Below are 17602 nucleotides of genomic sequence, written 5' to 3'. Positions count from 1 at the left end.
GCCAAAAGCCGCTCTCCCATAAAGTCGTTCCATGCCCTTTTCTTTTCAGAATATTAACAACGGCCTTACGCTCCCCTGCGTGGCCGCAGTCGTACTGTGCAATATCCTGATCCTGCTCATGATCCGGGCCGGTGTTCTGGATCATCCCGTAGAGCGGAGTTCCCATACACGACCAACCCCGAAAGGGGGCGGCATCGGCATCGTGGGAGCCTTTGTTCTGTGCCTGATCCCGGCCTTACGCGCAGCCCATGCCCCGGCGTCCATCATTCCCGCCATGACGGGGTTGCTGATCGGCATGATCGTGCTCGGCGCCGTATCGTGGCTCGACGATATGCGGCCCTTCCCAGCCCGCTACAAACTCGCAGCCCAGTTTCTGGCCGCTATTGCCGCGGTATTCGGAGCGACATACGGCACGAATATTCCATCATGGATGGTAGTGCCTTTCGTTCTCGCTGCGGTGTTCATTACGAATGCTCTGAATTTCATCGACGGGATCAACGGTCTCGCCTCGGGCATCATGGCCATCTCCGCCATCTTTCTGGCGAGCGCAGGCATCATGCCCGTGGCCTTCATGCTGCTCGCCATCTGCCTGCTGAGCTTTCTGCCCCATAATTTTCCAAAGGCCCAAATTTTCATGGGCGACGTTGGCAGCCAGCCCATCGGGCTCGCCATCGCGTGGGGCGGCATGACAGGATTTGGCACAGGCGGCGGCGTCCTCGTGATCGCGCTGCTCTCGGGCGTGTTGTGGGACGTAACCTTTACGCTACTACGTCGCGCCCGCGCCGGAGACAGACTCGCCCAAGCTCATCGTGGCCATCTCTATCAACTGGCCGTCCGCTCAGGGCTGTCGGTACCGCTCGTCACTTTTTTATACTGGGGATTTGCCCTTTGGGGCGCTGTGGCGTTCGCCACAGGTCAGATCATTACGACAGTTCTTATGATCGCGCTGCCACAGATTTTGTGGACAGGATATGTCTGCACGCGGGCCAAAGCCCGCGTGCAGGATCGCTGGTAATCAGCGGATCGTTCAGCCAGCGCGGCGGCTGCTCAGGCGCTCGACGGAAGCCGAAGCGCGTTCCGTGCGGGTCGAGCGGGTGCCGGAGGCTTCCGTCATGACGGCGCGCATTTCGCGCAGGAAGGTGGAACCCTTCAGCGTGCGCTGTACGAGAACCGAACGACGGTCCAGCGGATCGACCTTGCGGCGGGCCAGATCCAGTTCACCCAGACGGTCAAGCGCACGGGTGATGGCGGGCTTGGACACCTTGAGCTCAAGGGCCAGACCACGAACCGTGTGGGCGCCGTCCCGCAGATAGCAGGTCAGGAACACGGCAAGCTGGCGTGCCGACAGGTCGGGTCCGTCACGACGGACCATGGAAACGATGGTGTCGCACAGAAGGTTGAGCATTTGATCATTGGTAGCCTGGGGCATGATCTCTCTCCTAAACAGTTAGACCCCCTGTTGTCCGATCCCATAACAGAGACCCGCGGCACGGGAGCCAACATGAAATTGTCTTTACCTCCCCTTTCCCGGAGAGGCTTCAGTTGCACTCAGATGGTGATTCGAAACGCATACGCAAGCATATGGGTTCCAAAACATTCCAGTAGACGATGACTCTGCATCGAAACGATAAGGGGCATATGCCTCATTGAAACGCGTTTGACACCCTAATCTTTCAGGCCTTCTTCACACCGCCCCACTGTTTCCCGAGTGAAACGCTTCATAACAGCTCAGGAATTGTTATGAATTCGTGACAATGTTTCCAGAATTGCCCGAAGACCAAGTACTTCTCCGCCCTCAGGACGGCCGGGGCGTCCTCCGTCATTCCATGCATAAGTGTCGATATGTGCCCATTTTTGGCCATCCGGAACGAATTTCTGGAGATAAAGCGCCGCAGTAATCGCCCCGGCCATGGGTTTTGACGTCACGTTTCCGAAGTCGGCGACTTTACTATCGAGCCATGCATCATAGCCATGCCAGAGCGGCATTCTCCACATTACATCGGCCGTCGCTTTTCCCGATTCGAGAATAAGTGAGGCCAGTTCATCGTCATTACTGAACAGCGCCGGCACATCCGGACCGAGTGCCACGCGCGCAGCACCCGTCAGGGTTGCAGCATCGAGAATGACATCCGGACGGTTTTCAGACGCTTCCGTTATGAGATCACACAACACTAACCGCCCCTCTGCATCCGTATTGCCAATCTCGACCATTTTGCCGCTGCGCGTCTTCAGAACATCCCCCGGCCGCATGGCATGACCGGACACGCTGTTCTCCACGCAACCCAGACGTAGTTCCAGATCCACATCCAGACCCAGATCGATCGCCGCGCAGGTCACCGCAAGCATCAGAGCCGCCCCGCCCATGTCTTTCTTCATCCGCAGCATCCCTGCGGCGCCTTTGAGGTCGTAGCCGCCCGTATCGAAGCATACCCCCTTGCCGACCAGCGAAACCTTCGGCGCACCCTCACGTGCTTTCCAGCGCGCCACGACCACGACCGGTTTGCGTTCGGACCCTTCACCCACTTCCGCCAGACACGGATATGCACCGCGCAGATCATCCCCTTCGACGAGACTGACGCTCGCCCCCCGATGCACCAACGCTTTGCCTGCCATCTGCGCAAGTTCGCGCGGCCCGAGAAGATTTGCCGGCATGTTGATCAGATCCCGCCCGAACCACACAGCCTTCGACAACGCTGCAAGCCGCGTCGCATCGTCGGGAACGACCATCCGCGTCGCGCGTGGCTTCACCTTCCCCAGACCGAACCGATATGCCCCCATACAGAACCCGAGCAGCGCACTCTCCAGCGCTCCGGCTTCCAGTCCGTGCAGCACGACCGTCCAGTCACCCTCCGGCAACGCCGTACCCAGCACCCCGAAAGCCTCCGGATCATTCGACCGCGCGGAGGCCACACACAGCATTGCAGCCCCGACCCCGGCCTCACCCGGCAGCAGCGTGAAAGCTCCGTCTTTCGACGAAAATCCCTGCGCTTGCAGAAACAGAGCATGCTCCCCGAGAAGAGTCGTGATCGCAGCACTGTCCTCACAGGCCACCAGATGAACCAGACGCGCCGAAGGCGCTTCGGCAGAGGTCACGAAGGGAAGCTGGGGATGCGAATTCATGAAATTTTCTTCCTCAAAGACCTGCCTCACCCGAGAAAGATCCATCGGGAAGGCTTCAGATGCTTGCTTTTGCTCCGCAGGCACCCGACCATTCAGACATGAAGGGTGCATTCCACGGAACCTCGTCCAGCGACCATATCATGCCAGCCAGCATCCGTGCTGCCCTCGGCCCCACCAATACCGGCAAGACCCATTATGCCCTGACGCGCATGATGGCCCATGCGTCCGGCATCATCGGTTTTCCTCTGCGCCTTCTGGCCCGAGAAAACTACGAACGCCTCGTTAAAATCAAAGGCGAGCGCAGCGTCGCGCTCATCACGGGTGAAGAAAAAATCGTGCCCCCCGGCGCACGCTGGTTTTCCTGTACCGTCGAGGCCATGCCGCTGGACCGTAAGGCCGAATTCATCGCCATCGACGAGATCCAACTTGCCTCGGATCCGGATCGCGGTCACGTCTTCACGGATCGCCTGCTCCACGCTCGTGGCACCGTCGAGACGCTGTTCCTCGGCGCCGAGACCATCCGCCCGCTGCTTCAGAGACTCGTTCCGGGTATCGAAATCGACATCCGCGCCCGCCTCTCGAGCCTCGCCAGCACCGGACACACCAAGCTCTCCCGTCTGCCTCCACGCTCGGCTATCGTGGCCTTCTCCATGAGCGAAGTGTATGCGCTGGCCGAAGTGATCCGCAGACGCCGTGGCGGCTGTGCGGTTATCATGGGCCAGCTCAGCCCCCGTACCCGTAATGCTCAGATCGAGCTCTATCAGAACCGCGATGTGGATTATCTCGTCGCAACCGATGCCATCGGCATGGGTCTGAACATGGACGTCGATCACGTCGCCCTTGCCCAACTCAGCAAGTTCGACGGCACGGTTCCTCGCCCGCTGTTCCCGCAGGAAATCGCTCAGATCGCCGGTCGCGCCGGTCGCGGCATGAAAGACGGCACTTTCGGAACCACGGCCGACTGCGCGCCCATGTCCAGCGCCCTCGTCGAAGCCGTAGAACAGCACCACTTCGATCCGATCCAGCGTCTCTACTGGCGCAACCACGAACTCGATTTCACCAACCCAGCCAACCTGCTCAAAAGCCTGACCCGCCCGCCGCCGTTGCGCGGCCTGACCGCAGGGCGCGTAGCCTCGGACGTCACCACCCTCGAATCCCTGATGCTTGACCCGGATGTTCGCGAGATCGCGAGAGGCAAGCGCGCCACAACCCTGCTCTGGGACGTCTGCCAGATCCCCGACTTTCGCAAGCTCGGCGATGACAGCCATACCCGGCTCTGCGCGCGCCTCTACAGCCATCTAATTAAGGACGGGTCTATTCCCGCCAACTGGATGGAAGGCCATATCCGTGGTCTGGCCAAAACCGAAGGCGATATCGACACCCTCATGCACCGCCTCACCGGCGTACGGGTGTGTTCCTATGTCGCCGCCCGCACCGAATGGAGCCGCCATTCCGCCATGTGGCAGGAGCGTGCCCGCGAAGTCGAAGACCAGCTCTCCGACGCCCTGCACGAGCGCCTCACCACCCGCTTCGTGGACCGCCGCGCCACGACGCTTCTGCGCCGCCTCGACAGCGATGGCGACCGCACACTCCTTTCCGCCGTCAAACCCGATGGCGATGTTCTGGTAGAAGGCCACAGCATCGGACGCATCCGGGGCTTCACACTGGAGACGGACGTCGCCTCCGGTCCGGAGCGCCAGATGATCCTGCGGGCCGGACGCAAAGCCCTTATCCACGAAATCCCCCGCCGCATCCGTCTCCTACAGGACGCGCCCGACACCGCCCTTAAACTGGACGCCACCACCGGACATCTTTTCTGGGACGAAACTCCTCTGGGTCGCCTCACCGCAGGCACCTCCCTGCTGCGCCCCGCCATCCAGCTTTTTCCAGCCGAGTTCACTGATACGGTTCAGAAAACCCATGTCGAAACCCGTCTGCTGACATTTGTGGCCAACCTCATTCGAACGGATCTGAAAGCCCTTTATCGCGCCCACGCACTTGCCGAACACGGACCAGGACTTCGTGCCATTCTGCACCGTCTCATGGAAGACGGCGGCATCACCGAAACCCTGCCAGAAGATCAGGCGCTTCCTCCCGCTTTGCGCAACACGCTACGGAAGCACGGATTCGAAGTCGGACGTTTCTCAATCTTTTGCCCAGCCCTGTTCCGAAAACGCCCTCTGGATCTTCTAGGACTGCTCCACGCCCTGCATCGCCAGACGCCTCACCGCCCGACAGCGCCCGGCCGCGTCTCCCTTCCATGGCCTGAAATCAGCGGGCAATTCGGCTGGATCCGTGCCGGAGAGACGGGCCTGCGCCTCGATATCGCAGAACGCTGCATCGCGGAACTGCACCAGCTCACACGCCGCCGCGACCACACAGCACCGCCCGATCTTGCCTCCAGGCTGGGCGTAAAATCCGACAGCCTTCCCTCCGTCCTGAAAGGTCTGGGCATCGCGCATCAACCTGCAGAGGCTCAGTCCTCCACCCACGCCGGCCCACCGCGCCCGCTCATGATCCTGCACGACCGTAAAACCCGAGCCTCCCGTCGCCCCAGAGCCGCTCAACACGGGTCCGCGTCCAGGCGCCCTTCGCCTCCACGGACTGACAGTCCTTTCGCGGCCCTCGCCATCCTGAGGGAAAAAGTCCGCCCATGAGCGAAGCATATCAGCGACTAGACCAGTGGCTCTATTACGCCCGCATCGCCAAGACACGTCCGCTTTGTGCGGCTATCGTCGGGAAAGGTCGCATCCGCATCAACCGGCAGCCCACAAGCAAGCCCCATGCCAAGCTTCACATCGGCGACATATTGACTTTTCCCGCAGTTTCTGGCGGAGAAGTGCGCGTGTGGCGCGTTTTGGATCTTGGTGAACGCCGCGGTCCGGCAAAAGAAGCCGCACTTCTTTACGAAGTCATCACAGAAGACGGCTGAGGATGCTTGCGTCTGACGCCAAACCTTCGCATATCATCCCGCTCGGATGAAACCGGCCGGATGCCGGACCAGCAAGACGATCGGAGACGTCAATGACCTATGTGGTCACAGAAAACTGCATTCGCTGCAAGTTCACGGATTGCGTGGAAGTCTGCCCCGTAGACTGCTTCTACGCAGGTGAAAACTTCCTTGTCATCAATCCGGACGAATGCATCGACTGCGGCGTATGTGAGCCGGAATGCCCGGCCGAAGCCATCTTCCCCGACAGCGACAACCGCGCCGCACCGTGGATCGAAGTCAATGCGAAATACTCGGCACAGTGGCCGAATATGACCCGCAAGATCGATGCCATGCCAGACGCGGAAGAATGGAAAGACAAACCGGGCAAAGCCGCCATGTTGTCCGAAGCACCGCATCAGGGCTGATTTTCTCCGATATACCGAAGTTATCCTCACCCGGTCTCTCATGAGATCGGGTTTTTTTGTGCCACCTGCTCTGACTGGCATCCCGATCCCCACCACGGAGTACGGCACAAAAAAAGGCTGGCAGGATTTCTCCCACCAGCCCTTTCCTCAGGTTTCGAAAGAAACCTTAGCGGGACATCATGTTGATTGCAGTGTCATGCATGATGAAGATCGTACCGCCGATGATGACGATCACCGATGCCGCAGCAAAGATGAAGCACATCAGGTTCCAGCTCTGCTCGCTGCTGGTGTTCAGGTGGAGGAAGAACACCAGGTGGACGACGATCTGCACGACGGCAAGAAACGTCAGCGCTGCAAGCGTCATAGACGGAGGCAGAACGTGGGCCATGACAGCGGCAAAGGATGCCACCGTCAGGATCACGGCCAGAACAAAGCCGATCAGATAAGCCGAATAGGAGCCGTGGCTACTATCGTGGGCTGTATGTGCCTGAGCCATTACATCACTCCTGCGAGATAGACGAACGAAAAGACACAGATCCAGACGATGTCGAGAAAGTGCCAGAACAGGCTGAGGCAAGCCAGCTTGTTCATCATACGCTCGGACAGATCCTGCGGACCCATCATCTGAACCATCAGGACGACCATCCAGATCAGGCCACAGGTGACGTGCAGACCATGCGTTCCAACCAGCGTGAAGAACGCGGAGAGGAATGCAGAACGGTCAGGGCCATTACCTTCTGCGATCATGGAGGTGAACTCGTTCACCTCCAGACCGACGAAGGACGCGCCAAGAACGAACGTGACGGCAAGCCAGACCAGAACCATCGTCTTGTTCTTCGCCAGCGCATTCAGCGAGGCGAAGCCGTACGTGATGGACGAGAACAGCAGGATAGCCGTTTCGATCCCCACGTTCGTCAGGTCGAACAGTTCCTTGCCCGACGGGCCACCGGCATACTGGTTCCGGAGGACCGCAAAGGCAGCGAAGATCGACCCGAACAGGACGCAGTCCGTCATCAGGTAGAGCCAGAAGCCGAACACGTTGGGGGTTTCGTGATGATGTTCCCCGCCGTGATCGTCGGCGTGTGCCAGAGGCGACATTGTTGCTTCGTGAGCCATAAGTCTTATGCCTCCTTCTTACTCTGCTGCCTGCGCCGCAGCGATACGACGAGAATAGACTTCCTCGTTGTGCTCGATTTCGCTCACCGGGACGTAGTAGTCGACGTCGCGGTTTGCACTGCGCAGGATCATGGTTGCAACGATACCGATCAGGCCGATGGCAGCGAGCCACCAGATGTACCAGACCGAAGCGAAACCGAGAATGAAGCTGAACAGACCGATGAAAACACCAGCAGATGTGTTCTTCGGCATGTGGATCGGAGCCAGCGGCTTGCCGTGAGCCTTCAGGCCCAGCTGCTTCTCGGTATGGAACGTGTCGAGACCATGAATGTCAGGAATGACCGCGAAGTTATAAGCCGGCGGCGGAGAGGAAATGGACCACTCCAGCGTACGGCCGTTCCACGGATCACCCGTCAGATCGAGGTTCTCGGGCAGGTTACGGTCACGGATGGACACATAGAGCTGCGTCAGCTGGCAGACGATACCGCAGGCGATAACGATTGCACCGGCTTCAGCAACCAGCATCCACGGATACCAGTCGGGGTTGTCGTAATGGTTCATACGACGCGTCATGCCCTCGAGACCGAGGATGTAGAGCGGAACGAAGGCCAGATAGAAGCCGACGAACCAGCACCAGAACGCGCGCTTGCCCCAGGCTTCGTTCAGCTTGAAGCCAAAAGCCTTCGGGAACCAGAAACCCATGCCCGCGATGTAACCGAAATACACGCCGCCGATGATGACGTTGTGGAAGTGGGCAATCAGGAACAGGGAGTTGTGCAGGATCCAGTCAGCAGCAGGCATGGCCATCATGACACCGGTCATACCACCGATGGAGAAGGTGATCATGAAGCCCAGCGTCCAGTACATCGGAGCCGTGAATTCCACGCGGCCCTTATACATCGTGAACAGCCAGTTGAAGATCTTCACACCGGTCGGGACGGCGATGATCATCGTCATGATACCGAAGAAGGTATTGACGTTGGCACCAGCCCCCATGGTGAAGAAGTGATGCACCCACACGACGAAGGAGAGCACCATGATGGAGCACGTGGCGTACACCATCGTCTTGTAACCGAAGAGCGGTTTCTGGGAGAACGTTGCTGTGACTTCGGAGAACACACCGAACGCCGGGATGACGAGGATGTAAACTTCCGGATGGCCCCAGGTCCAGATCATGCTGAGGTAAAGCATGACGTTGCCGCCGGCATCATTTGTGAAGAAGTGCATGCCGAGGTAACGGTCAAGGCTGAGCAGAGCCAGCGTAACCGTCAGAACCGGGAAGGACACCATGATCAGCACGGTCGTGCAGAATGCAGTCCAGGTGAACACCGGCATCTGCATCCAGCCCATGCCAGGAGCACGCATTTTGACGATGGTCGTGAAGAAGTTCACGCCTGTCAGCAGCGTTCCAACACCGGAGATCTGAACGGCCCAGATGTAGTAGTCAACGCCGACACCCGGGCTGAACTGCATCTCGGACAGAGGCGGGTAAACCAGCCAGCCGCACTGGGCAAACTCACCGATGAACAGCGAGATGTTGATCAGCAGGGCTCCGACCAGCGTCATGTAGAAGCTGAGCGAGTTCAGGAACGGGAACGCAACGTCACGCGCACCGATCTGAAGGGGAACCACTAGGTTCATCAGGCCCGTCATGAACGCCATCGCCATGAAGAAAATCATGATGGTGCCGTGAGCGGAGAAGACCTGATCGTAGTGATGTGGCGGCAGATAACCGGGGTTACCATTATAGGCCAGCGCAAGCTGGGTCCGCATCATGATGGCATCCGCGAAACCGCGGAACAGCATGACGATCGCCAGAATGATATACATCACTGCAAGACGCTTGTGGTCGACAGTTGTCAACCAGTCACGCCAGAGATAGCCCCATTTGCCATAATAGGTGACAGCACCCAGTACGGCGAGACCGATAACAGCAACACCAAGGAATGTACCGACAAGAATCGGCACATCCAACGGTATGGCTGAAAAGGAGAGTTTTCCGAGCATCTGTCGGTTATTCCTTCATGCCAGTGTCGGACGGTGCAGCGTTGAGAACGGACTGCATGTGCATGACCTTGCCCGTCGTCTTGTCCACCACCATGCCATTATTATACTTGGCAACGATGCCGTCGAAGAGTTCCGGCTGGACATGCGCGAAATACTGTACCGGTGCAGCTTCCTGCGGCGCAGCATATTTCGGGTATGTCGTGTCGTCGAGATTTTCGCTTCCGCTCTTCACTTTCTCAACCCAGTCATTGAACTGAGCCGGGTCCATGGCGAGAGTGCGGAACTTCATATCCGAAAAACCGCGACCGCTGAACTGCGACGCTTCACCAAGGTAATCCCCAGGTGAGCTTGCAATCAGATGCAGCTGCGTCTGCTGACCCGGCATGGCGTAGATCATCGAGCCCAGACGGGGGATGAAGAACGACGTCATGACGGAATCAGAGGTGATCTGGAAGTCCAGCGGCGTGTTCGTCGGCACATCCAGCTGGTTGATCGTTGCGATCCCCAGATCCGGATAAATGAACAGCCACTTCCAGTCGAGAGAAACCACCTGAACATTCAGCGGCTTGACATTGTCATCCGTCTGAAGCGGGCGGTAGGGGTCATAGGCATGCGTACTCCACCAGCTGATAGCGCCGAGGAAGGCGATCAGAATGGCGGGAACACCCCAGATAACATATTCAATTGCGGTCGAATGATCCCAGGTCGGGAGGTATTCGGCCTCTTTGTTGGAAGCACGATACTTCCACGCAAAATAAAGCGTCGCGACGCAGGTTGGAACAACAACGAGCATCATGATGACGAATTCCGCCACCATGACATCGCGGTTCATTACTGCGACCGGGCCGCGCGGCTGAAGCAGATCAACCGTACAACCCGATAGCATCAGCGCCGGCAACGCTGGGAGATATCGCCAGAGTTTTTTCATCGGTCCTGCTTTCATCATCCGTTCCGGCTTGCAGTAGTCGCCGGGAAACGGTTTGACACGATAAGGTCCGCATCAGTGCCGCCGAACGCTGCCATAGTCTGCTACCTTTCTCGTTCGTATCCTGACGTCAGGAACCGGATCAAAGATCCGATCCTGAAGTTCATTCAGCATGGGACACGGCTGTCCCGGTTCCTCAGGTTTTTTCTGCCTGAATCGCCTCAAAGACAAGGCTTATCACGGATTTCGTGAGCCTATCCCCAGCATGGACCTCAGGATGAAATGGCTGTTTTTCGCCACATTTGATCTAATTATGACTTTCATTAAATATGAACATTACAGATTTTTAATGTAAACCTCTTTAGAATTCGCGGAAATAATTCAAGACTTTATTGGTCCAAAAAGCAGAAAGGGGCGGCATCAACTGCCGCCCCTTTCCCGATATCCAGTATCGTCCAGACAATACTGTCAGTCGCTGTTACCTGAACGCACGCCCATGAACTGGATGAGAAACTGGAACAGGTTCACGAAATTGAGATACATCGTCAGAGCATCATAGACACTCAGCTTCGCTACTTCTTCCGGACCAGCATAAGCCATGTATTGCTGATATGTGATCTTAATCCGCTGCGTGTCATAGGCTGCAAGCACGGTGAAAAGACCCACGCCTATTACAGAAACAAGCATGGCCAGCGGAGAACTGTGCAGGAAAATGTTCACCACCGAAGCCAGAACGATACCGATCAGGCCCATGAACAGGAACGAACCGAGTCGAGCGAGATTGGCACCGGTCGTGTATCCCCACAGCGACATTCCGGCGAATGTAATGGCCGTCACGAAGAACGTCCGAGCCACGGAAACGCCCGTATAGCTCAACAGCAGGCTGGCCATGCTCGCCCCCATCGCGGCACTGAACAGAAGGAAAATTCCCTGCACAGCCGGACGGGAGAGGCGATTAACACCGAAAGACAGAACCATCACGAACACGAGCGGCGCGAATATACTGATACCACCCAGGAGGGTCGGTCGCAGGACGATTGTACCATTCGGCATTTCAGCCAGATGGAAGAACAGAGCGCGCAGAGATGTCTGTGCGACGCCGTAGGCGACCACTCCCGTGATCACCAGACCAAGCGCCATCCAGTTGAAGACCCGGCACATATAAGCGCGAAGTCCGGCATCGAGGCTGCCGGCTCCGGCCTGCACACCGGCTCTGCTGAAGTTGGAATTAAAAGCCATGACACCTTTTCCAATGAGATGCCCTTCTGAAAAGGGCGCTTGACGAACCAGGGAGGGCCGTCCGTACACTCCACCTGAATGTGGGAGTTTTGCCGGAGGGGTCAAGAATACTCCGCCGTCCCTTACTTATTTTTCATGGGAAACGCGCCTCTTGAGACTTTTTGTCGCACTCGACCTTCCTGTCGATATCCGGGAAACGCTTGCGCTGATGCGCGGTTCCATGCCCGGCGTGCAATGGGTTCCTGCCCAAAACCACCACATCACGCTTCGCTTCATCGGGGAAATCACGGACAGACATCGAATGGAGGAAATTGACCTCGCCCTCTCCCGTCTGTCCTGGAAGCCCTTTGATCTGTCGCTTGCACAGGCCGATATCCGCGAGGGCCTCAATGCCGACAGCCTTCTGATCGGGGTTGAGCGCACGCCACAACTTGAAGCGCTCCAGTCTCAGGTCGAAAGTGTCCTTCGCCGTGCCGGATGTCCTCCCGCGAAGCGACGCTTCCAGCCAGCCGTCACGCTGGGGCATTTCTCCTCCAGCCAGCGGGCGGATGCCATTCAGTGGGTCCAGAGACACAATCTCTTTCGCAGCAAACCGATGTCTGTAGAGCACGTTACGCTTTTCGAAAGTCTGCGCAGCCTTGGAGAGCATGTCTATGTTCCCAGAGCCGAATATGCGTGGCAGCCAGAGATGCCGCTGACTCCTGAGGAAGAATGACCCGATCCATCCCCTCCCCTGAGGAGCGTCTTGACGCCCTCCTCAGGGAAGTCCGCGCCTGCCGCGTCTGTGAGAAACACCTGCCTTTGGGGGCTCGCCCTCTGGTCCACGCCTCCGCGACTTCCAGAATTCTGATTGCAAGTCAGGCACCGGGCACCAAGGCCCATATTGCAGGAAAATCGTTTTTCGACCCGTCCGGCAATCGGCTCCGAAGCTGGCTCGATATCCCGGAAGACATTTTTTACGACACCCGGCATGTCGCTATTCTGCCAATGGGTCTGTGCTATCCCGGACGCCTGCCTCAAGGCGGCGACAAACCGCCGCGCCCTGAATGCGCCCCTCTATGGCGACAGCGTATCCTGTCGCTTCTGCCTGATGTCCGCCTGACACTTCTCGTCGGCAGCTACTCCCAGAACCATATTCTGGGACGTGGTTCAGTCACGGAGCGCGTCAGGAATTTCAGGGATTACCTGCCGGAGTATTTTCCCCTGCCCCATCCGTCATGGCGGACCGGGGTTTGGGAAAAGAAAGCGCCATGGTTTCAGGAAGAGGTCATCCCGGCCCTGCGAGCGCGCGTTCATGCGCTGCTTGCCGAGCGCTGAATTTCAGGCGGCTTTAGCCTGCCTGAAAGCCTCGACCAGAAACCCCTCGACGCCGGAGGAGAGAATCTGAATCCCGATCGCCAGCAGGATCAGGGCGGCAAGACGGCTGACAATCCGCGCACCGGTCACACCCAGCATCGCCACGACACGCTCGGCATAGGCGTAAACGATGGCCACAACGACGGCCATGGTCGTCGCCGCAGCGGAAACGCCCAGATAGTAATCTGCTGTTGGCATATGGGGGGGCGTGGACGAACTCAGGGCGATGGCGACGGAAATACTCCCCGGCCCCACCGTGAACGGCATTGCCAGCGGAAAGAACGCCCGCTCCCGCAGATCCGGCGTTGTTACGGTGCGCCCCCCCTGAAGCGCCTGCTTTTCCTTGCGGGCCTCGGACGTTTCAGGCTGCAACAACATCACCCAGGCCCGGGAGGCCACAACAAGACCACCAGTAATCCGCAAGGCATTGATTGAAATACCAAAAAACCCGAGAATCCAGCTCCCGAACCAGATGGACACCAACATGATGCCCAGCGAATTCAACGCCACCTGACGCGCGAGTTCGACGACTTCGCGGCGCTCACGCCCTTCCGTTGCCTGCGCGAAAATCAGCGAGGCCCCGAGCGGATTGATGATCGAAAACAGCGCGGGAAAGGCAATCAGCCAGCTGCTGAGCGTATTCCCCAGCCCGGGCGCCAGACTCATGAGCCTGTTGCAGCCTGTGGCTGGCGCTTGCGTGCCAGACGTTCCTCACCCTTCAGAAAAGCCCGCAGCATCCGATAGTCCTCGGAAAAACAGCATACCGTCCCGGCTGTCCTGTCTGGACAGACCGTCAGTCCCAGATCGTTATAAACGGCCATCAGGGACTGGCCAACCTGTATGAAAGCGAGCTTGCAACCTTCCTGCAACGCCAGATCCCGCAGTCGCCAGATTGCCGCCACACAGTTTCGTTCGGAACCCGCCGGATCTCCCAACCCGATAATGAACTGCCCCGTCCGCAGAAACGGAATGGCCGCGCGCCCTGCCTCGTCCAGCAAAAGACCAGTCGGACGACGCAAACCCAGTTGCGGCAAAGCGTGGGCCAGACTGTGATAGCGGCAGGCATTCTCGGCCGTCCATGCCTCGAACCGAATGCGCGTCCGGCGCATTCCGCGCCACAGGACGTAAAACCCACAAAGGGCCGAAAACCCCAGAAACCAGCGCCCAACAGCCGTATGGGCATCATAGATCATGGAGCGCCACCAGATCGGCCCCAGATGCCGCTGTATCGCCACCCAGCCAACCCCCATGAGCCCCAGCCCCCACAGCGACAGGGGCGCAAGCGTGGCTGGCGTCAACGGGGCGGTCAAAAGATGTGCCCGACGATAATAGCAATTCCGGAACGGCAGCAGCAGGAGCATCACGAGCGCAATGACAACCGGCCCTTCCCACGGCGCATGACGCAGGATCAGCAGCAGAACCGCCGATCCCAGCATCCCAAGAGAAAATTTCCAGGCTAGCGCCACACGCTGCGACAGCCCCCAGGACAGTGCCGCAAGCCCGACACCAACCACCGTCAGCAGAAGATCCGCAATCTGCGACACCGCCGCCCAGAAGGAGGTCTGGACAGGCGGCAGGTCTGCCACCAGCGCATAGAGCAGCAGCAACAGCCCGACCACAGCCTGCACACTCGTCGCCACCGCCACGGAAAAATCCGCTTCCGATTCACGAATGACCTGACTGGGCCTGACCCTGCGCGGCGTCTGTCCGGCCGAGACCAGAGCCTGTTCTCCCCGCAGGAACAGCTCATGCCCCGCGAACATCAGCCCCGCAATCAGAAGGGGGATAATGTAATAGAAAAGCCGGAAGACGAGGATCGCGCCCATGATCTGCGACGTTGGCAGATAAGCCTGCAACGCCAGCAGCATGGCACCATCAAAAACGCCCAAACCCCCCGGAACGCTCGCCATCAATCCGGCCGTGTAAGAAGCCAGATAGATCGCCAGAAACGTCCCGAACCCGAAATGGGCTTCCGGCGGCAGAGGCGGCAGCACGCAATACGCAATGAGCGCCGTCGCCGCCATGTCAGCCGCACTGACGGCGATCTGTGCAATCGCAATTCCCGGCCCCGGAAGTTCAATCTCATACTTCCAGACCCGCACATGCTTGCGGACGCGCGAGACCAGCACATAGGCCAGCAACACAGCCCACAGGCCGAGACCAACAAATCTGAGCAGAAACGTCGGCAGATGCATCAGAACCGGCACCGCGTGCGGTTCGATAATCAGAATTCCACCGATCAACGCCATCGTACCGAGCAGATAGGTCGCGGAGCAGAAAGCAATGATCTGAGCAATCGCACCCGGCGTAACGCCCCAACTCCGATAGAGCCGGAACCGCACCGCTGCCCCCGAAATCGCCGCACAGCCCAGATTGTGGGACAGCACATAGGAGCAGAACGCCGCAAAGGCGGAACGCTTATACGACACGTCCGCCCGGACATGCAGACACGCGAGCCTGTCATAGAACGACAGGATGAAATACGACAGAACCGTTGCCGCGCCGCCTGCCATCAGAGCGGAATCCGGAATAGCGCTCAGGCTCGTTGTGATGTCATGCAGCGAAAGATGTCGCAGTTCGCGCCAGATAACGACCACAGCCGCCACCAGCAGAACCAGCCCCACAAGAGCCGGCGCGCGAGACAGGAGAACCTGCCAGCGCCGCTTCGACGGACTGGCGTCCTCACACCCGCAATCCACGGGATCCGCCTCGACCAATGCACAGATTTCGTCCTTCACAGACGAAGCCTGAACATCGGGGGACCGGAACTCCGGTCTTTTCTCTTTGGGCGCGCCCACGGCTCAGCCCTGTACAGGCTCTTCAACAGGCCGCGCGAGAGCTTCCCGGATCAGGCCAACCGTCTCCGGAAGCCCGAACAGGGACGCAAAAATCCCGAAACGCGGCCCTTCGGTCTGCCCCAGCAGAACCTCATACAGGCACCCGAACCACGACCGCAGCTCGGACTTCTCGAAATACCGTTTACCGACTTCGAACACGACATCCTGCACATCGCCCGGCGGCGTTTCCGGCGCGAGCTTTGCCAGTTCGTCCGCAAGATCCACCAGACCCTTGCGCTCGGTTTCGGTCGGCGCACGATAGGTCTTGTTCGGGTAAACCTGTTCCTGAAAATACGTCAGCGCACAGCGTACGAGACGGTCCACATACGGATGCGTCTCGGGCGACAGCGTCGGATCGTAGCGGCGCAGGAACTTCCACAACGTCTCCGGCTTGTCGGCATTGGCCACGTTCGCAAGGTTCAGCAGCGCCGTATACGAGACCGGGCTGGTGTCTTCCGGGCGGATCGTCCCGCCATGAATGAACCACACCGGATTGGCCATCAGATCCGGCCCTTCCTGCGTCTCCGCCTTCTGCACGAGCGTCAGGTAATCATCCGTCGCACGCGGAATAACATCGAAAAACAGACGCTTGGCCCGCGTCGGCTGCTGGAACATATACTGCCCCAGACTTTCCGGCGTGCCATAGCGCAGCCATTCCTCGACCGACAGACCATTGCCCTTGGACTTGCTGATCTTCTGCCCCTGCGCATCAAGGAACAGTTCGTAGGTCAGACCCGCAGGCGGTTCCTTGCCCAGAATACGGCAGATCTTCGAGGATAGCTTCACACTGTCGATCAGATCCTTGCCGGACATTTCATAATCCACGCCCAGTGCATACCAGCGCATGGCCCAGTCGGCCTTCCACTGCATCTTGGCATGGCCGCCCAGAACGGATGTCTCGAACGTCTTGCCGGATTCGTCCTTCCAGACAACGGTCCCGGCATCCGGATCAACTTTGATGATCGGCACCTGCATGACCTGCCCGGTCTCAGGATGGATCGGCAGAACCGGGGAATAGGTCGCCCGACGCTCCGGACCAAGCGTCGGAATAATGGTCGCGACGACTTCGTCATGGACTTCAAGCATCCGGCGCAGCGCCGTATCGAACGTGCCGTTGGTGTAATACTGCGTGGCGGAGGCGAACTCGTATTCAAAACCGAAACTGTCGAGGAACTGGCGCAGGCGCGCATTATTATGCGCGGCAAAGCTCTCATACTCGCCAAAAGGATCAGGCACCCGCGTCAGCGGCAGGCCGATATGCTTCGCCAGAAGTTCCTGCTGCGGCACATTGGTTGGCACCTTGCGCAGCGCATCCATGTCGTCAGAGAACGCCAGCAGACGCGTCGGTCGACCCGTGAGCGCCTCATAAGCCTGACGCACCCAGGTCGTCCGTGCCACTTCGCCGAACGTACCGATATGCGGCAGGCCCGATGGACCATAACCCGTTTCCAGAAGAGCCGGAGCCTGTTCCGAAGCATCTGATGCGCGCGCGTCCATGCGCGCGGTGATTTTTCGCGCCTCTTCAAACGGCCATGCTTTCGGAAGCGGCGCGTCAGGAGAGAGGGACGGGGCGATAGGTGTCTTGGATTTCTGCATGATTACAGGAAAAAGTAGGGAGACACCCCTTCTTGGTCAAGCAATACGA

At 58.7% G+C, this 17602-nt stretch carries 16 protein-coding genes; 6 read left to right on the top strand and 10 right to left on the bottom strand.

Annotation, left to right across the window (positions count from 1 at the left end):
* Window positions 1-31: 31 nt before the first annotated feature.
* Complete coding sequence (locus tag JK208_RS02320; protein WP_211574176.1) at window positions 32-1015, top strand: glycosyltransferase family 4 protein; 984 nt, start codon at window positions 32-34, stop codon at window positions 1013-1015.
* A 12-nt stretch (window positions 1016-1027) separates the two neighbouring features.
* Here JK208_RS02320 and JK208_RS02315 read toward each other — a convergent pair whose 3' ends face one another.
* Together JK208_RS02315 and JK208_RS02310 are read right to left on the bottom strand one after the other, a co-directional pair.
* Window positions 1028-1429: a MarR family transcriptional regulator gene (locus JK208_RS02315; protein WP_062030832.1), complete on the bottom strand. Its 402-nt coding sequence runs from the start codon at window positions 1427-1429 to the stop codon at window positions 1028-1030.
* 299 nt (window positions 1430-1728) lie between these two features.
* Window positions 1729-3120 carry a leucyl aminopeptidase family protein gene (locus tag JK208_RS02310; RefSeq protein WP_211574175.1) on the bottom strand — a complete coding sequence of 464 codons (1392 nt, stop codon included), beginning with the start codon at window positions 3118-3120 and terminating at the stop codon, window positions 1729-1731.
* A 59-nt stretch (window positions 3121-3179) separates the two neighbouring features.
* On the opposite strand from JK208_RS02310, the gene JK208_RS02305 reads away from it, so the two are divergent.
* From JK208_RS02305 to fdxA, 3 genes are all read left to right on the top strand, one after another.
* Window positions 3180-5777: a helicase-related protein gene (locus JK208_RS02305; RefSeq protein WP_249201874.1), complete on the top strand. Its 2598-nt coding sequence runs from the start codon at window positions 3180-3182 to the stop codon at window positions 5775-5777.
* On the top strand, window positions 5774-6052 hold the full coding sequence (locus JK208_RS02300) for an RNA-binding S4 domain-containing protein (protein ID WP_099285253.1): 279 nt from the start codon (window positions 5774-5776) through the stop codon (window positions 6050-6052). The genes JK208_RS02305 and JK208_RS02300 overlap by 4 nt, the downstream gene beginning before the upstream one ends.
* A gap of 92 nt (window positions 6053-6144) precedes the next feature.
* Window positions 6145-6477, top strand: a complete 333-nt coding sequence (fdxA, locus tag JK208_RS02295; protein ID WP_099285255.1) for a ferredoxin FdxA — start codon at window positions 6145-6147, stop codon at window positions 6475-6477.
* Between the two features lie 166 nt (window positions 6478-6643).
* Here the strand turns inward: fdxA and cyoD are convergent, their stop codons facing one another.
* From cyoD to JK208_RS02270, 5 genes are all read right to left on the bottom strand, one after another.
* Window positions 6644-6973: a cytochrome o ubiquinol oxidase subunit IV gene (gene cyoD / locus JK208_RS02290; protein ID WP_194261494.1), complete on the bottom strand. Its 330-nt coding sequence runs from the start codon at window positions 6971-6973 to the stop codon at window positions 6644-6646.
* The gene (cyoC, locus tag JK208_RS02285; RefSeq protein WP_062030824.1) at window positions 6973-7593 is read right to left on the bottom strand and encodes a cytochrome o ubiquinol oxidase subunit III; all 621 of its coding nucleotides are present in this window, start codon (window positions 7591-7593) and stop codon (window positions 6973-6975) included. Before cyoC ends, cyoD begins: the two co-directional genes overlap by 1 nt.
* Window positions 7594-7611: 18 nt before the next feature.
* A complete protein-coding gene (gene cyoB / locus JK208_RS02280; protein ID WP_194261495.1) occupies window positions 7612-9600 on the bottom strand; it encodes a cytochrome o ubiquinol oxidase subunit I in 1989 nt (662 codons plus the stop codon).
* Between the two features lie 7 nt (window positions 9601-9607).
* On the bottom strand, window positions 9608-10546 hold the full coding sequence (gene cyoA / locus JK208_RS02275; RefSeq protein WP_194261496.1) for a ubiquinol oxidase subunit II: 939 nt from the start codon (window positions 10544-10546) through the stop codon (window positions 9608-9610).
* 447 nt (window positions 10547-10993) lie between these two features.
* On the bottom strand, window positions 10994-11764 hold the full coding sequence (locus JK208_RS02270) for a Bax inhibitor-1/YccA family protein (RefSeq protein WP_211574174.1): 771 nt from the start codon (window positions 11762-11764) through the stop codon (window positions 10994-10996).
* Between the two features lie 151 nt (window positions 11765-11915).
* Between JK208_RS02270 and thpR the strand changes: the two genes are divergently transcribed.
* Both thpR and JK208_RS02260 read left to right on the top strand, forming a co-directional pair.
* Window positions 11916-12479, top strand: coding sequence for an RNA 2',3'-cyclic phosphodiesterase (gene thpR / locus JK208_RS02265; RefSeq protein ID WP_211574173.1), 564 nt, complete (start codon window positions 11916-11918; stop codon window positions 12477-12479).
* The gene (locus JK208_RS02260; protein ID WP_211574172.1) at window positions 12476-13081 is read left to right on the top strand and encodes a uracil-DNA glycosylase family protein; all 606 of its coding nucleotides are present in this window, start codon (window positions 12476-12478) and stop codon (window positions 13079-13081) included. Before thpR ends, JK208_RS02260 begins: the two co-directional genes overlap by 4 nt.
* A gap of 3 nt (window positions 13082-13084) precedes the next feature.
* On the opposite strand, the gene JK208_RS02255 is transcribed toward JK208_RS02260, so the two are convergent.
* From JK208_RS02255 to JK208_RS02245, 3 genes are all read right to left on the bottom strand, one after another.
* Complete coding sequence (locus tag JK208_RS02255; protein WP_099285269.1) at window positions 13085-13786, bottom strand: MarC family protein; 702 nt, start codon at window positions 13784-13786, stop codon at window positions 13085-13087.
* Window positions 13783-15819, bottom strand: a complete 2037-nt coding sequence (locus JK208_RS02250; RefSeq protein WP_408872097.1) for a lysylphosphatidylglycerol synthase domain-containing protein — start codon at window positions 15817-15819, stop codon at window positions 13783-13785. Before JK208_RS02250 ends, JK208_RS02255 begins: the two co-directional genes overlap by 4 nt.
* A 102-nt stretch (window positions 15820-15921) precedes the next feature.
* Window positions 15922-17553: a lysine--tRNA ligase gene (locus JK208_RS02245; RefSeq protein ID WP_211574171.1), complete on the bottom strand. Its 1632-nt coding sequence runs from the start codon at window positions 17551-17553 to the stop codon at window positions 15922-15924.
* Window positions 17554-17602 lie beyond the last annotated feature (49 nt).

Source organism: Gluconobacter sp. Dm-74 (assembly GCF_018256135.1).
GTDB lineage: Bacteria > Pseudomonadota > Alphaproteobacteria > Acetobacterales > Acetobacteraceae > Gluconobacter > Gluconobacter cadivus.
This window is presented reverse-complemented; position numbering and strand designations above follow the sequence as displayed.

Bases quoted from the DNA above. Each gene is read 5' to 3' on its own strand.
- JK208_RS02320 (WP_211574176.1), top strand. From the start codon at position 32: ATGCCCTTTTCTTTTCAGAATATTAACAACGGCCTTACGCTCCCCTGC.
- JK208_RS02315 (WP_062030832.1), bottom strand. From the start codon at position 1,429: ATGCCCCAGGCTACCAATGATCAAATGCTCAACCTTCTGTGCGACACC.
- JK208_RS02310 (WP_211574175.1), bottom strand. From the start codon at position 3,120: ATGAATTCGCATCCCCAGCTTCCCTTCGTGACCTCTGCCGAAGCGCCT.
- JK208_RS02305 (WP_249201874.1), top strand. From the start codon at position 3,180: ATGCTTGCTTTTGCTCCGCAGGCACCCGACCATTCAGACATGAAGGGT.
- JK208_RS02300 (WP_099285253.1), top strand. From the start codon at position 5,774: ATGAGCGAAGCATATCAGCGACTAGACCAGTGGCTCTATTACGCCCGC.
- fdxA (WP_099285255.1), top strand. From the start codon at position 6,145: ATGACCTATGTGGTCACAGAAAACTGCATTCGCTGCAAGTTCACGGAT.
- cyoD (WP_194261494.1), bottom strand. From the start codon at position 6,973: ATGGCTCAGGCACATACAGCCCACGATAGTAGCCACGGCTCCTATTCG.
- cyoC (WP_062030824.1), bottom strand. From the start codon at position 7,593: ATGGCTCACGAAGCAACAATGTCGCCTCTGGCACACGCCGACGATCAC.
- cyoB (WP_194261495.1), bottom strand. From the start codon at position 9,600: ATGCTCGGAAAACTCTCCTTTTCAGCCATACCGTTGGATGTGCCGATT.
- cyoA (WP_194261496.1), bottom strand. From the start codon at position 10,546: ATGATGAAAGCAGGACCGATGAAAAAACTCTGGCGATATCTCCCAGCG.
- JK208_RS02270 (WP_211574174.1), bottom strand. From the start codon at position 11,764: ATGGCTTTTAATTCCAACTTCAGCAGAGCCGGTGTGCAGGCCGGAGCC.
- JK208_RS02260 (WP_211574172.1), top strand. From the start codon at position 12,476: ATGACCCGATCCATCCCCTCCCCTGAGGAGCGTCTTGACGCCCTCCTC.
- JK208_RS02255 (WP_099285269.1), bottom strand. From the start codon at position 13,786: ATGAGTCTGGCGCCCGGGCTGGGGAATACGCTCAGCAGCTGGCTGATT.
- JK208_RS02245 (WP_211574171.1), bottom strand. From the start codon at position 17,553: ATGCAGAAATCCAAGACACCTATCGCCCCGTCCCTCTCTCCTGACGCG.